Raw genomic sequence first — 13,734 nt, forward strand, 5'->3', positions numbered from 1 at the left:
GAAATTAAGGATCGGCTATTGCTGCGGAGCAGCGTTGGCGTAAGGAATCATTGCTGCCCGGCAGAGCGTTTCGGCAGCACGATTTCCGCCCGCAATCCCCCTTGCGCGCGGTTGGAGAGGGTGAGCGATCCCTTCTCCCGCGCCACCATCTGCTGGACGATGGCGAGGCCGAGGCCGAGCCCCTTGGTGTTGCGGCTGCGCGCGGGATCGAGCCGGGCAAAGGGCTGGAGCACCTCGGCCATCCGTTCGGGCGGGATGCCGGGGCCGTTATCCTCGACGCGGAGCACGATGGCGTCCGGCCATTCGGCCAGGCTCACCACCACGTCGTCGCCATGGTGGTGGGCATTGTCGATCAGGTTGTAGGCCGCGCGCTTGATGCCGTTGGGGCGCAGCTCCACCTCCAGATGGTCCGGCCCTTCATAGCGGGTCGCTGCGCCGGCATCGCCGAAATCGTCGACCAGCGTCGCCAGTAGCACGGCAAGGTCGGTGCGGGTGGCGGGCTCGGGATCGTTCTCGCCGCCCAGATAGGCGAGCAGCGATCCGATCATCGCCTCCATCTCGGCCACGTCCTCCTCCGCCGCATGGCGCAGATCGCGGTCGGCGGCGCCTTCGAGGCGGAGCTGGAGCCGGGCGAGCGGGGTGCGTAGGTCATGGCCCACGGCGGCCAGCGCCTGGGTGCGATCGGCGAACATCCGTTGGATCTGTTCCTGCATGCGGTTGAAGGCGCGGATCAGGTTGCGCACCTCGCGCGGGCCTTGTTCGCGCACGATCGCGCTTTCGCCGCGCCCGATCCGTTCCGCCGCCTGGCCGAGCATGTTGAGCGGGCGGAGCGTCCGCCGGACGAGCAGCCCGCCCAGCACCGCGAGCGCGATCGCCGGCACCAGCGCCAGCACGATGCGGTTGAGCTGGAGGCTCCAGCCCGAGACCAGATCGTGCATCTTGAAGTGTATCCACGTCCCGTCCTCCAGCGTGAGGGTGCCGACGACGATGTCGTGCCGGCCGGGCGAGGCGAGCTGGAGGCGCAGGTCGCTGCGGGCGAGCGCGGGTTCCCACTCCACCACCTGATCGCGCATCACGCGAAGCTCGGGCGCGAGCGGGCGGGGTTCGGGCGAGGAGCGCTGCCAGTGGACGCTGTAGCGATCGGTGGAAAGATAGCTGGCGATCGCGGGCCGCTCGGCGGGCGGGCGCTCCCCGATCAGCCGGTGGACGATCACGAGATGCTCGGCCAGCCGCCGGGCCTCATCTTCCTTGATCGAGAATTCGCTGGCGCGTTCGTAGAGCAGGGTGCTGGCGGCGAACTCGATCGTCACCGTCAGCAGGATGATCGCGACAATCCGCCCGAGCAGGCCGAGCGAGGGGCGCCCCAGCACGGCCGGTCAGTCGCGGGTGACGGGCGTGTTCAGCATGTAGCCGACGCCGCGCACCGTGATGATCGGCGCGGGCCTGCTGCCGGTGGAAAGTTTCCGGCGCAGGCGGCTGACCAGCACGTCGATGCTGCGATCGGAGGAATCGCCGATCCGGGCGCGGGACAGCTCGATCAGCCGTTCGCGCGCGATCACCCGCTGCGGATGGCTGAGGAAGCTCGCCAGCAGATCGAACTCCGCGCCGGTGAGCGAGATCAGCGCGCCGCTTTCCGAATAAAGCTCCCGCCGGGAGAAATCGACCGTCCAGCCATCGAACCGCGCCTTCTGCGAGGGCACGCCGTTGCCGCGCTGCTCCAGCCCGCCGCGGCGGAGCACGGCGCGGATGCGGGCCACCAGCTCGCGCGTGCTGAACGGCTTGGCGAGATAATCGTCGGCGCCAAGCTCCAGCCCGACCACCCGGTCGGTCTCGCTGCCCTTGGCGCTGATGAAGATGATCGGCACGTCGCTCTTGCGGCGGATCATCTGGCAGAGGTCGATGCCGCTGGTGCCGGGCAACATGATGTCCAGCAGCACCAGATCGACGGGGCCGGCATCGAAGGTCGCCCACATTTCGGCCGCTGTCGCCGCCGGGCGGACGACATAGCCGTTCTCCTGCAGCGCCCGCGTGGTCAGCGTGCGCAGCGGCGGATCATCCTCGACGAGCAGGATCGACGGCGCGGTCATGGATGCGGGACGGTCAATGGATTCATCTCGGCAAGGAAATAGGTGGCCAAATCCCCGCGTCAACGATCGCGCGGCGCTTATGCCCTTGAATTTGCCGGTGCTGGCGCATGGGCAACATTTCCTCACAAGGAAAATGCAAGCCGGAAACGATCCGGCCGTCCCGATATCGGACGATGGGGCGATTCCGGCAAGATTTTCCGTGTCAGGCACCGCCGGCCGGGCCTATCCTTTATATGCCGTTGACCATGTTCGGCGGCCTGACGATGGAGGTTGCGATGCGCGTGTCCGTTCCGGTCCTGGCTGTTCTGGCGGCTGCGCTGGCCACGGGGCCGGCGGTGGCGGGCGGCGTTTCCCCACCGGACGCGGCCGCCTTCCGCACCGCGATCACCGTCGCGGCGGACGATCTGGAACCCGACACCCTTCTTTCCACCCGCACGGCCCATGCCCGGCAGGTCCGGCTCGACGGTGGCACCTGGGGGGATGGCTATCTCGTCGCCCGGATCGACCGGCGGAGCGGTTCTACGCGCTATGAGGTGCATCAGCAGGTGCGCTATATCGGCCAGCGGCGCGATTATGCCGCCGTCCATTACCGGCTGGCGGACGGCACGCTCGCCATCCGCCCGATCGCTGGCGACAGGCGCGGCGAGGATGTCTGCTCCACCGGCGAGTTCAACGGCGCCTGCCCGCTGACGAGCGAGCTGGTCTTCCCGATCGAGGAGGGCGTGCTGGCCGCCATCGTCGACGGAGGGGCGCAGGGCTGGGACGTGAAGTTCAAGGAAGCGGACGGCGATGCCGGTGTCCGCGCCACGGTGCCGATGGCCGAGATTCGCGGGCTGATGCTGGCGGTCGCGGACTATCGCGCCGGCCGGCTTTCGCCGCGCGGCTGATCCCGCGCTGGCCTGTCCGGTTCAGCGGAAGGCCATCCTGATGGGGCCGACCTGGAAGATGCGGCGCCACCAGGCCCTGTTCGGGGGCGTTCCCCAAATCGAGCTTCGTCTGCGTCGATGGATGGATGCTGAAACGGGTTCAGCATGACGAAGGCGGGGAGGGCTTGCTTATCCTCCGCGCCCATCTCTCCAACGCCATGCCAGCGCAGGCTGGCATCGTCGGCGGCGACGATCATGCCGGAGGAGGCTCGACAGGGGCAACGCGATGCCAGCCCGCGCCGGCACGGCGTCATCATGGGGCATCATATTTGGGGATGCCCATCGGCTTTCGGGGCTCCAGGGCGGGTGGGCGCCCTGGAGGTCCGTGTCAGCCGACGAAGGCCCGCTCGATCACATAATGGCCGGGCTTGGCGTTCGATCCTTCCTCGAAGCCGATGCCGTCGAACTGGGCGGCGAGATCGCGGATCATGTCCATGCTGCCGCACAGCATGATGCGATCGGTTTCGGGATCGAGGTGGCGCGGCCCGTTCAGCCCGTCGAACAGGCGGCCGCTTTCGATCAGCGCCGGGATGCGGCCGCTGGTGTGGAACGGCTCGCGCGTCACCGTCGGCAGGTAGCTGAACTGGACCAGCGCCTGATCCTGCACCAGCGGATCATCGGCAAGCTGGGCCTCCAGCACGTCGCGGAAGGCGAGGTCGCTGACATGGCGCACGCAATGGACGAGCACGATCTGCTCGTAATATTCATACACGTCCGGATCGCGCACCAGGCTGAGGAAGGGGGCAAGGCCCGTGCCGGTGGAAAGCAGGAACAGCCGCTTGCCGGGCAGCAGCGCATCCGTCACCAGCGTGCCGGTGGGCTTGCGGCCGAGGAAGAGCTGGTCGCCCGGCTGGATCTTCTGCAGGCGCGAGGTGAGCGGACCGTCCGGCACCTTGATCGACAGGAATTCCAGCTCGTCCGAATAAGCCGGGCTCGCGATCGAATAAGCGCGCAGCAGCGGGCGGTTGTCGCCGGGCAGGCCGATCATCACGAATTCGCCCGAACGGAAGCGGAAGCTGGCCGGGCGGGTGATCGAGAAGCTGAACAGATGCTCGTTCCAGTGGCGCACGGAACGAACCTCCTCCACCGAAAGCGCGGTGGAAGGCGCGAGCGCGGGCTGCATCTCGCTCACGGCCTTGCGTTCCGCTGGGCGGCGTAAGCCCGGATGGCCAGGCGATCGGTGAACAGGTACATGATTGTCCTCAGCTTGCGGTGACGGTGGCGGTGAATGCGCGAGATCGCGTGCCTGTCCGGTCGTCCATCCTCGCCAGTTGCTCCGATACACGGGCGGCATCCGGCCCAGCCAGGCCGCCCGCCGCCCCTATGATATGCGTGTCGCGATTTTCGAAGCGCGGATTTGTTTAGCCCCGCTCACAATCGCTTTAATGCGAAAGATTCGCAATAGTGCGTATTATTGTCTTCCGCCTGACCGGTCAAGCCGGCGCGGGCGCGCCATAAGGCCCGGCGCGGCCGCCTGCAAGCCTTTCCCGCAGGCGGTCGCCATCTCCCTTATTCCATGACCGACCAGCGCTCGCTGAAGCGGCCGTGGCGGGCATCGGCACACAGGCGGGCGAACTCGCCGCCGTCCATGTGGATCAGCGAGGCATGGTCGCCGGCCTCGAAATAGATGTCGGGCTGGTCCTCCAGGCTGTCGTCGACGATGGTGACGACGCCGTAGCGCGTGCCGAAGGGCGGCACCGCGCCGATCGCGCAATCGTCGAAGATCAGGCCCACCTCGTCCTCGCCGGCCAGCCGGGGCTTCTGCCCCAGCTCGGCCCGCAGGTCGCCCAGCTGCACCTTGCAGTCCGATGGCAGCACGGCCAGCAGATAATCCCCTTCCGTATCCAGCAGCACCGCCTTGGCCAGCCGATCGGGCGGGATGTGGGCGAGGCTGGCGGTCTGCATCGCCGATTTGGTCGGCGGGTGGACCACGAGGTCGTAATCGGCATGCTCGTCGTCCAGGAACTGGCGGAGCTTGGGTGCGATGCTCATCTCATCTCTCCCCTGGCAATGGCGCCCGGAAGGCCGGGCCGGGGGCCGCGCGCGAACGATCGCCCGTGGCGGCGATCATCCCAGAACGTCCGGCCAACCCGTTCGATCCTGCGGCCCCAGGACGCCGCCCCGGCGATCCGGCGGAACCTCCGCCCTCCTCCCGGATTGAGGGGTGGGAAGGGCGCTCATGGAGGGACCGCGATGGCGGCACGGCCCAGTTGGCGCGGCCAGATCAGGCTCGCATTGGTATCGATCCCGGTGGAGATATTCCCCGCGACGAAGAGCGGCGCGACCATCGCCTTCCACCAGATCCACGAGCCTTCGGGCAAGCGCATCCGCTATGAGAAGGTCGTGCCCGGCATCGGCCCGGTGGATACGGACGAGATCATCAAGGGCTTCGAATATGAGAAGGGAGAATATGTCCTCCTCGACGAGAAGGAGATCGAAGGCGTCAAGCTGGAAAGCCGCAAGACGCTGGAGCTGACCCAGTTCGTCGACAGCGACGATATCGATCCGATCTATTTCGAAAAGCCCTATTATGTCGTCCCGGCGGACGATCTGGCCGAGGAAGCCTTCATCGTGCTGCGGGAGGCGCTGCGCCGCACCCGCAAGATTGGGCTGGGCCAGCTTGCCATGCGCGGGCGCGAATATGTCGTCAGCCTCAAGCCCTGCGGGCGCGGCATGGTGCTGGAAACGCTGCGCTATGCGGACGAGGTGAACAAGGCCGCCAGCTATTTCCGGGGCATCGGGGATGCCAGGCCCGATCCCGAACTGCTCGACATGGCCGAAACCCTGATCGACAAGAAGGCCGGCAGGTTCGACGCCGCCGAGTTCCACGATCGCTATGTCGACGCGCTGAAGGCGCTGATCGAACGCAAGAAGAAGGGCCGGGCGATCAGCATCGAGGCGGACGAGGCCCCCGCGCCGCGCGGCGGCAACGTGATCGATCTGATGGCGGCGCTCAAGCGGTCGCTGGACAATCCCCCCGGCCGGGGCGCCGCCGGCAAATCCGCCTCGACCAAGAAACCCGCCGCCAAGCCGGCCGCGCGCAAGGCGCCGGCGGCGAAGGCCAAGCCCGGCCGCGCCGCCAGCCGCAAGCGGGCCTGACCGGCCATGGCGCGCGCGAAATCCGCCGTGTCCCGCGCCGCGGGCAAACCCCGGCCGAAACCCAAAGTGAGGGCGGCGGCGAAGGGCGAGGCGGCGCTCGATCGCTATCGCGCGATGCGCGATTTCAGCCGCACGGCCGAACCTTCCGGTGCGACGCGGCCGGCATCGGGGCACGGCTTCGTCGTCCAGAAGCATGATGCCACCCGGCTCCATTATGATTTCCGGCTGGAAATGGACGGCGTGCTGAAAAGCTGGGCGGTCACGCGCGGCCCCAGCCCCGATCCGGCGGACAAGCGGCTGGCGGTGCGGACGGAGGATCATCCGCTCGATTACGCCCATTTCGAAGGCACCATCCCCAAGGGCCAATATGGCGGCGGCACGGTGATGCTGTGGGACGAGGGCACGTGGGAGCCGATGCCCGGCAAGGACCCGCGCCGCACGCTCGAGGAAGGCCATCTCCATTTCATCCTCCATGGCCGCCGGATGAAGGGGGAATGGCTGCTCGTCCGCCTCAAGCCCCGCGCCGGGGAAAAGCGCGAGAACTGGCTGCTCCGCAAGGTGGACGATGATTTCGCGGGCGGGCCGGACGATCTGGTCGGCCAATATCTCACCAGCGTGGAAAGCGGGCGCAGCATGGCCGAGATCGCCGATGGCGCGGCCCCGCCGAAGCGGGCCACCGCGAAGGCGGCGGCCGGGACGGGGAAGGCGAAGCCCGCCACGATGCGGGGCCGCGCGGATTCGCCTCCGCCCTTCCGGCCGGTGCAGCTTGCCACGCTGGTCGATCATGCGCCCGCCGGCGACCGTTGGCTGCATGAGCTGAAATATGACGGCTATCGCCTGCTGCTGGCGGTGGGCGGCAAGGCGCGGGCCTATACCCGCTCCGGCCTCGACTGGTCGGATCGCTTTCCCGCTGTCGTCGCCGAGGCCGCCGGCCTTGCCGTCCGTTCCGCGCTGATCGACGGCGAGGCGGTGGTGCTGGATGCGGAAGGGCGGTCCAGCTTCCAGGCGCTCCAGGCCGCGCTCAAGGGCGATCCGGCGGCGATCATCTTCTTCGCCTTCGATCTCCTCGCCCTCGATGGCGAGGATCTGACGGCGCTGCCGCTCCTCGAGCGCAAACAGCGGCTGGCGGCGCTGATCGGGGCGGGCGGCGATCATCTGCATTATGCCGATCACGTGGCCGGCCGGGGCGAGGCCTTTTTCCAGCAGGCGTGCAAGGCGGGGCTGGAGGGCGTTGTCTCGAAACGGGCGGACGCGGCCTATGCCGGCGGGCGATCCGGCAGCTGGGTGAAGGTGAAGTGCCTCCACCGCCAGGAATTCGTGCTGCTGGGCTGGACCTCGTCGGATAGGAACAGGGGCTTCCGATCCCTGCTCCTCGGCCTCAACGAGGAGGGCGGGTTGCGTTACGCCGGCAAGGTCGGCACCGGCTTCGACATGGCCGAGATCGATCGCCTGCTCGCCGCGATGAAGCCGCTCGAAACCGCCACGGCCCCGGTCTCTGCTCCCCGTGCCGCGACCCGCGGCGCCCATTGGATCGAACCCCGGCTGGTCGTGGAGGTCGCCTTCACGGAATTCACGGGCGACGGCGTCCTCCGCCACCCGAGCTATATCGGCCTGCGCGAGGACAAGCCCGCCGAAGCCGTCATCCGGGAGGAGGAAGTGCCCGTGGCCGAGCTTGCCGAACGATCGCCCAGCCCCGTGCGGATCACCAATCGCGATCGGGTGATCTTCCCCGATGCCGGAATCACCAAGGGCGCGCTCGCCGATTATTATGAGGCGATCGCGCCGGCGATGCTGCCCTGGGTTGCGAACCGGCCGATCAGCCTGGTCCGTTGCCCGCAGGGCCGGGCGCGAAAATGCTTCTTCCAGAAGCATGATGCCGGCAGCTTCGGCGATCATGTCCACCACATCCCCATCCGCGAAAAGGACGGGGGCGAGGAGCCCTATCTCTATATCGAGGATGCCGCCGGCCTGCTCGCCTGCGTGCAGATGGGCACGATCGAATTCCACGGCTGGGGCGCCCCGATCGCCGATATCGAGCGGCCGGACCGGCTGGTCTTCGATCTCGACCCGGACGAGGGGCTGGAATTCGGCGAGGTCACGGCCGCCGCCGCCCATATCCGCGACGAGCTTGCCGCCATCGGCCTGGCGACCTTCGCGATGGTCACGGGCGGAAAGGGCGTCCATGTCGTGGCGCCGCTCCGGCCGGAAGCGGAATGGCCGGAGGTCAAGGATTTCGCCCGCCGCTTCGCGACAGCGCTGGCGGAGACCCAGCCCCAGCGCTTCACCTCGGCCTTGGCCAAGGCGCGGCGGAAGGGGCGCATCTTCGTCGATTATCTGCGCAACGAGCGGGGTGCGACGGCGGTGATGCCCTATTCCGCCAGGGCGAGGGAGGGCGCCCTGGTCGCAGCGCCTCTGACCTGGGAGGAATTGCGCGCGCTGGACAGGCCCGCGCCCTGGCATGTCGGCGATGTGGACGATCTGGTCCGCCGCGCGGTCTCCCGCGATCTGGCGGGCTGGGGCAGGGCCGATCAGGCGCTGCCCGGCGTGTGACCCCGCTCGCGTGGCCGCCGGTCGCTCCGCGCCGAATATCCTTGAGAATCAAATCGGATGGCAAATCGCCTGAAGAACGGCTGGGGTCGTGACGAGATCGGAATGTGCCTCCAAGCAGTCAAGATTCCATAAAAAGTTGAAAATTGGTTAATAGTGTGAGAGCGTCCTTTCGGATTTCTCGATACTATTGAGGAGTATCAACATGGAGACGGGCCGATAGAAAAGGAGTGATTCAGGGTCGCACCTAATGGCATGGTTTTGGGGATTAATCATGCAGTGTACAATTAGTATAGCGATTCTCGCTCCTTATGAGCTGGTCCGTGAAGGCCTGCGCCGGGTGCTGGCGAACGGCGCCTTCAATGTCGTCGCAGCCGCCGGCGGCTGGAACGCGCTGGAGGCCGATCTTGCCCGGTCGCCGGCCGATATCCTTGTGGTGGATGGCGACGCTGCCTTCAATGCCAGCGAACTCACTGAAATCAGGAAGCGATTTCCCGAAATGCGGATTGCCATGTTCGTCGACGGGGCGGACATGGAATATGCGATGCAGGCGCTCGAGTCGGGCGTGGACGGCGTGCTCGAGAAGGAGGTTTCCTGCGAGCAGGTGGCGGCCGCGCTCAACATGGTCGCGCTTGGCCAGCGGGTGGTGCCGTCGCGCCTCGTCGAATCGCTGGCCAATCTGCATTTCGGCTATGCGTCCAGCGACTGGGAGGCGAACCGGGCGACCGCGAAGCTTTCCGATCGCGAGATCGAGATATTGAAATGCCTGGCCGTGGGCGAGGCGAACAAGGTGATTTCCCGGCGGCTGAACATCACCGAGGCGACCGTGAAGGTCCATATCAAGGCGATCCTGCGCAAGCTGCACGTGATGAACCGCACGCAGGCGGCGATCTGGGCAGTGGTGCGCGGGCTCAACGGATCGGCGCTTCCCCGTCCAGAGCCGTCCCGCTCCACGCCGGCGCACATGGAGCCCATCCGCATCGCGGCGAACGGCGCCGATATCGCCGCGACGGAGGCGATCTAGGGCGGATCGCCGCCAGCGGGAGCGTCGGCCCGCCCATCCAGCCCGCCTGCCCGGCAATATGCCGACCGAAGGTAGGATTCCGCTGCCGGCTCCGTTAGGTAGGGGGCAATGAAATGCAATTGCCCTCGCCGTTTCGGAGGCCGCCGGCTGGCGGCCGCAACGGCAGCTTCGCCTTCGCCAAAGATTGCTTTGTTCTCTACTCTGGTGATCGAGATATGAGGGCGTGTGGGAGGAAAACGGCCATCATGCCCATCAGCAGACGAAATCTGACTATCGCCATGCTTCTGGGCGCGGTTGCGCTCACCGGCTGTTCCGGCGGCAAGGCGCCGGGCGACGGTGTCGTCCTGCTCAACGTTTCCTATGATCCGACGCGCGAGCTCTACAAGGAGATCAACGCCGGCTTCGCCAACCACTGGAAGGCGGACCATGGCCAGACGGTGAGCTTCAAGATGAGCCACGGCGGATCGGGCAAGCAATCGCGCGCGATCCAGGACGGGCTGGAGGCGGATGTCGCCACGCTGGCGCTTTCCTACGACATCGATGCCATCGCCGCCGCGAAGCCGGGCCTGCTCGATCCCGCCTGGCGCCAGCGCCTGCCGGATAACAGCGCGCCCTATACCTCGACGATCGTGTTCCTCGTCCGCAAGGGCAACCCCAAGAATATCCGCGACTGGAACGACTTGGTGAAGCCGGGCGTGAAGGTGATCACCCCCAATCCCAAGACCGGCGGCGGCGCGCGCTGGAACTTCCTGGCGGCCTGGGCCTATGGCCGCAAGGCAGGCGGATCGGAAGCTGCGGCGCAGGATTATGTATCGAAGCTGCTGGCCAATGTGCCGGTGCTCGATTCGGGTGCGCGCGGTTCCACCACCACCTTCGTCGAGCGCAATATCGGCGACGTGCTGATCACCTGGGAGAATGAGGCCTTCCTCGCCCAGAAGGAGATGGGAGCTGGCAAGTTCGAGATCGTCGTGCCGTCCATCTCCATCCTGGCGGAGCCTTCGGTCGCCGTGGTCGACGGCAATGTGAAGAAGCATGGCACCGCCGAGGTCGCCAAGGCCTATCTCGAATATCTCTACACGCCCGAGGCGCAGGACGTGATCGCGCGCAACTTCTATCGCCCGCGCGATCCGCAGGTGGCCGCCCGCTATGCCGCGACCTTCCCGACGCTGAACCTCGTCACCATCGACAAGGATTTCGGCGGCTGGAAGGCGGCGCAGGCGAAATATTTCGCGGATGGCGGCGTGTTCGATACGATCTTCGCCAAGATCAAGCGCTGAGGCGAACCGCATGACTTCGCTTGCCGCCGACGGGCCGCGGGGCCGGGTGAGGCGGCGTCCGCTGTTCCGGGCGCCATCGATCATCCCCGGCTTCGGCTTGACCTTCGGCCTCAGCCTGACATGGCTGTGCCTGATCGTGCTGATCCCGCTTTCGGCCGTCTTCATCAAGACGGCGGGAATGGGGTGGCAGCATTTCGCGGACGTCGCGCTCTCCGAACGCGCCATCGCTGCCTATCGGCTGAGCTTCGGCGCGTCGCTGGGGGCGGCCTTCATCAATGCGGTGTTCGGCCTGCTGATCGCCTGGATGCTGGTGCGTTACGACTTTCCCGGCAAGCGGGTGGTGAACGCGCTGGTCGATCTGCCCTTTGCCCTGCCCACCGCCGTGGCCGGCATCGCCTTCACCACGCTCTACACCGCCAATGGCTGGATCGGGCGGGTGCTGGAGCCGCTGGGCATCCAGGTGGCCTTCACCTGGGTGGGCGTGGTCATCACCCTGATCTTCATCGGCCTGCCTTTCGTCGTCCGATCCGTGGAACCCGTGCTCGCCGATGTGAGCCGGGACGTGGAGGAGGCGGCGGCATCGCTGGGCGCGACGCGGGCGCAGACCTTCCGCCGCGTGATCCTGCCCGCCATCTTCCCGGCTTTGATGACCGGCTTTGCCATGGCCTTCGCGCGGGGCGTGGGCGAATATGGATCGGTGATCTTCATCGCCGGCAACATGCCTTATCGCACGGAAATCGCGCCGCTGCTGATCATCACCCAGCTCGAACAATATGATTATCAGGGGGCGACGGGCATCGCGACGGTGATGCTGATCGCCTCCTTCTCGCTGCTGCTCGTCATCAACCTGCTGCAGGCGTGGAGCCGGAAGCGGACGGTGGACTGATGCGCAACGGAGCCACTTCGGAATCGCGGCTGGCCCGCGCCGTCATCATGGCGATCGGCCTCGGCTTCTTCGGCCTTTTCCTGCTGATGCCGCTGCTGGTGGTGTTCGCGCAGGCGCTGGCCGGCGGCATCGGCGCCTATCTCGACGCGATTGTCGAGCCGGATGCGCTGGCGGCCATCCGCCTGACCCTGCTGGTCGCCGCGATCAGCGTGCCGGCCAATATCGTCTTCGGCATCGCCGCAGCCTGGGCCATCACCAAGTTCGATTTTCCGGGCAAGAGCATCCTCATCACCTTCATCGACCTGCCGTTTTCGGTGTCGCCGGTGGTGTCGGGCCTGATCTACGTGCTGTTGTTCGGCGCGCAGGGCTGGCTGGGGCCGTGGCTGGCGGAGCATGACATCCAGATCATCTTCGCGGTGCCGGGCATGGTGCTGGCGACGATCTTCGTCACCTTCCCCTTCGTCGCGCGCGAGCTGATCCCGCTGATGGCGGAGCAGGGCCGTGACGACGAGGAGGCGGCGCTGTCGCTGGGCGCGACCGGCTGGCAGACCTTCTGGCACGCCACCCTGCCCAACATCCGCTGGGGCCTGCTTTACGGCGTGCTGCTCTGCAATGCGCGCGCCATGGGGGAATTCGGTGCGGTTTCCGTCGTTTCCGGGCATATCCGGGGCGAGACGAACACCATGCCGCTGCATGTCGAAATTCTCTACAACGAGTATAATTTCATCGCTGCCTTCGCCGTCGCTTCGCTGTTGGCGCTGCTGGCCCTCGTCACCCTGGTGCTGAAGAGCCTGCTTGAATGGCGCTATGACTATCACGGCAAGGGGACCGGGCATTGAGCATCAGGCTCGACACTATCGGCAAGAGCTTCGGCGGGTTCACGGCGCTTGGCGACATCAATCTGGAGATCGAGCCGGGTGAGTTCCTGGCGCTGCTCGGGCCGTCCGGATCGGGCAAGACGACCTTGCTGCGTATCGTGGCGGGGCTGGAATTTCCGGATCATGGCCGCGTATTCTACGACGGCGAGGACATAACCGACCTGAAGGTGGCCGATCGCGGCGTCGGCTTCGTGTTCCAGCATTATGCGCTGTTCCGCCACATGACGGTGGCGGACAATGTCGCCTTCGGCCTCACCATCCGCAAGCGGCGCGACCGCCCCGCCAAGGCGGAGATACGCGATCGGGTGCAGAAGCTGCTTGATCTCGTCCAGCTCGGCCAGCTCGGCAACCGCTATCCGGCGCAGCTTTCGGGCGGGCAGCGGCAGCGGGTGGCGCTGGCCCGCGCGCTGGCGATCGAGCCGCGCCTGCTGCTGCTGGACGAGCCGTTCGGGGCGCTGGACGCGCGCGTCCGAAAGGATCTGCGCCGCTGGCTGCGCGAGCTGCACGACCGGATGGGACTGACCTCCATCTTCGTGACGCACGATCAGGACGAGGCGCTGGAGCTGGCCGATCGCGTGGTGGTGATGGACCATGGCGTGATCGAGCAGGTGGCGACGCCGCAGCAAATCTATGACGAGCCGGCCAGCGCCTTCGTGTTCGATTTCGTGGGGGAATCGAACCAGGTGCCGGTGACGGTGGACGGCGACCGGGTGATCGCCTTCGATAGGCTGCTGGACGTGCCGCCGGCGACGCTGGCGGGCATGGGCGGGGCGGCGCGTTTGTTCTTCCGCCCGCATGACGCGGAGATCGTGGGCGAAGGGGCGAACGGGCTTGCCGCCACCGTCACGCTCGTCCGCCCCAATAGCGGCTCGATGCGGGTGGAAGGCAAGCTGGAAGGTAGCGACCGGCTGGTGGAGATCGACGTCGCCCAGGGCGCGGCGCCGGGGCAGGGCGAACGCATCTTCGTGCGTCCCACCCGCGCGAAGCTCTATGCCGGGACGGCCGGCTGA

General features: G+C 66.8%; 12 protein-coding genes. 8 read left to right on the forward strand and 4 right to left on the reverse strand.

Features of this window, described 5'->3' with window-relative positions; all coding sequences use genetic code 11:
- Positions 1 to 47: 47 nt before the first annotated feature.
- Positions 48 to 1,370: an ATP-binding protein gene (locus CV103_RS12705; RefSeq protein WP_015457628.1), complete on the reverse strand. Its 1,323-nt coding sequence runs from the start codon at positions 1,368 to 1,370 to the stop codon at positions 48 to 50.
- 6 nt (positions 1,371 to 1,376) lie between these two features.
- A complete protein-coding gene (locus CV103_RS12710) occupies positions 1,377 to 2,087 on the reverse strand; it encodes a response regulator transcription factor (protein WP_015457627.1) in 711 nt (236 codons plus the stop codon).
- Positions 2,088 to 2,362: 275 nt separating this feature from the next.
- Here CV103_RS12710 and CV103_RS12715 point away from each other — a divergent pair, with 275 nt between their 5' ends.
- On the forward strand, positions 2,363 to 2,974 hold the full coding sequence (locus CV103_RS12715) for a hypothetical protein (protein ID WP_146163428.1): 612 nt from the start codon (positions 2,363 to 2,365) through the stop codon (positions 2,972 to 2,974).
- A gap of 367 nt (positions 2,975 to 3,341) precedes the next feature.
- Here the strand turns inward: CV103_RS12715 and CV103_RS12720 are convergent, their stop codons facing one another.
- Complete coding sequence (locus tag CV103_RS12720; RefSeq protein ID WP_015457625.1) at positions 3,342 to 4,136, reverse strand: ferredoxin--NADP reductase; 795 nt, start codon at positions 4,134 to 4,136, stop codon at positions 3,342 to 3,344.
- Between the two features lie 386 nt (positions 4,137 to 4,522).
- Positions 4,523 to 5,005, reverse strand: a complete 483-nt coding sequence (locus tag CV103_RS12725; protein ID WP_107395129.1) for an aminoacyl-tRNA deacylase — start codon at positions 5,003 to 5,005, stop codon at positions 4,523 to 4,525.
- 201 nt (positions 5,006 to 5,206) lie between these two features.
- Here CV103_RS12725 and ku point away from each other — a divergent pair, with 201 nt between their 5' ends.
- From ku to CV103_RS12760, 7 genes are all read left to right on the forward strand, one after another.
- Positions 5,207 to 6,112 (forward strand): non-homologous end joining protein Ku, encoded by a 906-nt coding sequence (gene ku, locus CV103_RS12730; RefSeq protein ID WP_015457623.1) that lies wholly within the window; start codon positions 5,207 to 5,209, stop codon positions 6,110 to 6,112.
- Between the two features lie 6 nt (positions 6,113 to 6,118).
- Positions 6,119 to 8,662: a DNA ligase D gene (gene ligD / locus CV103_RS12735; RefSeq protein WP_107395130.1), complete on the forward strand. Its 2,544-nt coding sequence runs from the start codon at positions 6,119 to 6,121 to the stop codon at positions 8,660 to 8,662.
- Positions 8,663 to 8,933: 271 nt separating this feature from the next.
- Positions 8,934 to 9,683, forward strand: a complete 750-nt coding sequence (locus tag CV103_RS12740) for a LuxR C-terminal-related transcriptional regulator (protein WP_015457621.1) — start codon at positions 8,934 to 8,936, stop codon at positions 9,681 to 9,683.
- 245 nt (positions 9,684 to 9,928) lie between these two features.
- A complete protein-coding gene (locus tag CV103_RS12745) occupies positions 9,929 to 10,960 on the forward strand; it encodes a sulfate ABC transporter substrate-binding protein (RefSeq protein ID WP_041864784.1) in 1,032 nt (343 codons plus the stop codon).
- A gap of 10 nt (positions 10,961 to 10,970) precedes the next feature.
- Positions 10,971 to 11,846: a sulfate ABC transporter permease subunit CysT gene (gene cysT / locus CV103_RS12750; protein WP_107395131.1), complete on the forward strand. Its 876-nt coding sequence runs from the start codon at positions 10,971 to 10,973 to the stop codon at positions 11,844 to 11,846.
- On the forward strand, positions 11,846 to 12,685 hold the full coding sequence (gene cysW, locus CV103_RS12755; RefSeq protein WP_015457618.1) for a sulfate ABC transporter permease subunit CysW: 840 nt from the start codon (positions 11,846 to 11,848) through the stop codon (positions 12,683 to 12,685). Before cysT ends, cysW begins: the two co-directional genes overlap by 1 nt.
- Entirely contained in the window at positions 12,682 to 13,734 is a 1,053-nt protein-coding gene (locus CV103_RS12760) for a sulfate/molybdate ABC transporter ATP-binding protein (RefSeq protein WP_070934358.1), read from the forward strand. The genes cysW and CV103_RS12760 overlap by 4 nt, the downstream gene beginning before the upstream one ends.

This window comes from Edaphosphingomonas fennica (assembly GCF_003034225.1).
GTDB lineage: Bacteria > Pseudomonadota > Alphaproteobacteria > Sphingomonadales > Sphingomonadaceae > Sphingomonas_E > Sphingomonas_E fennica.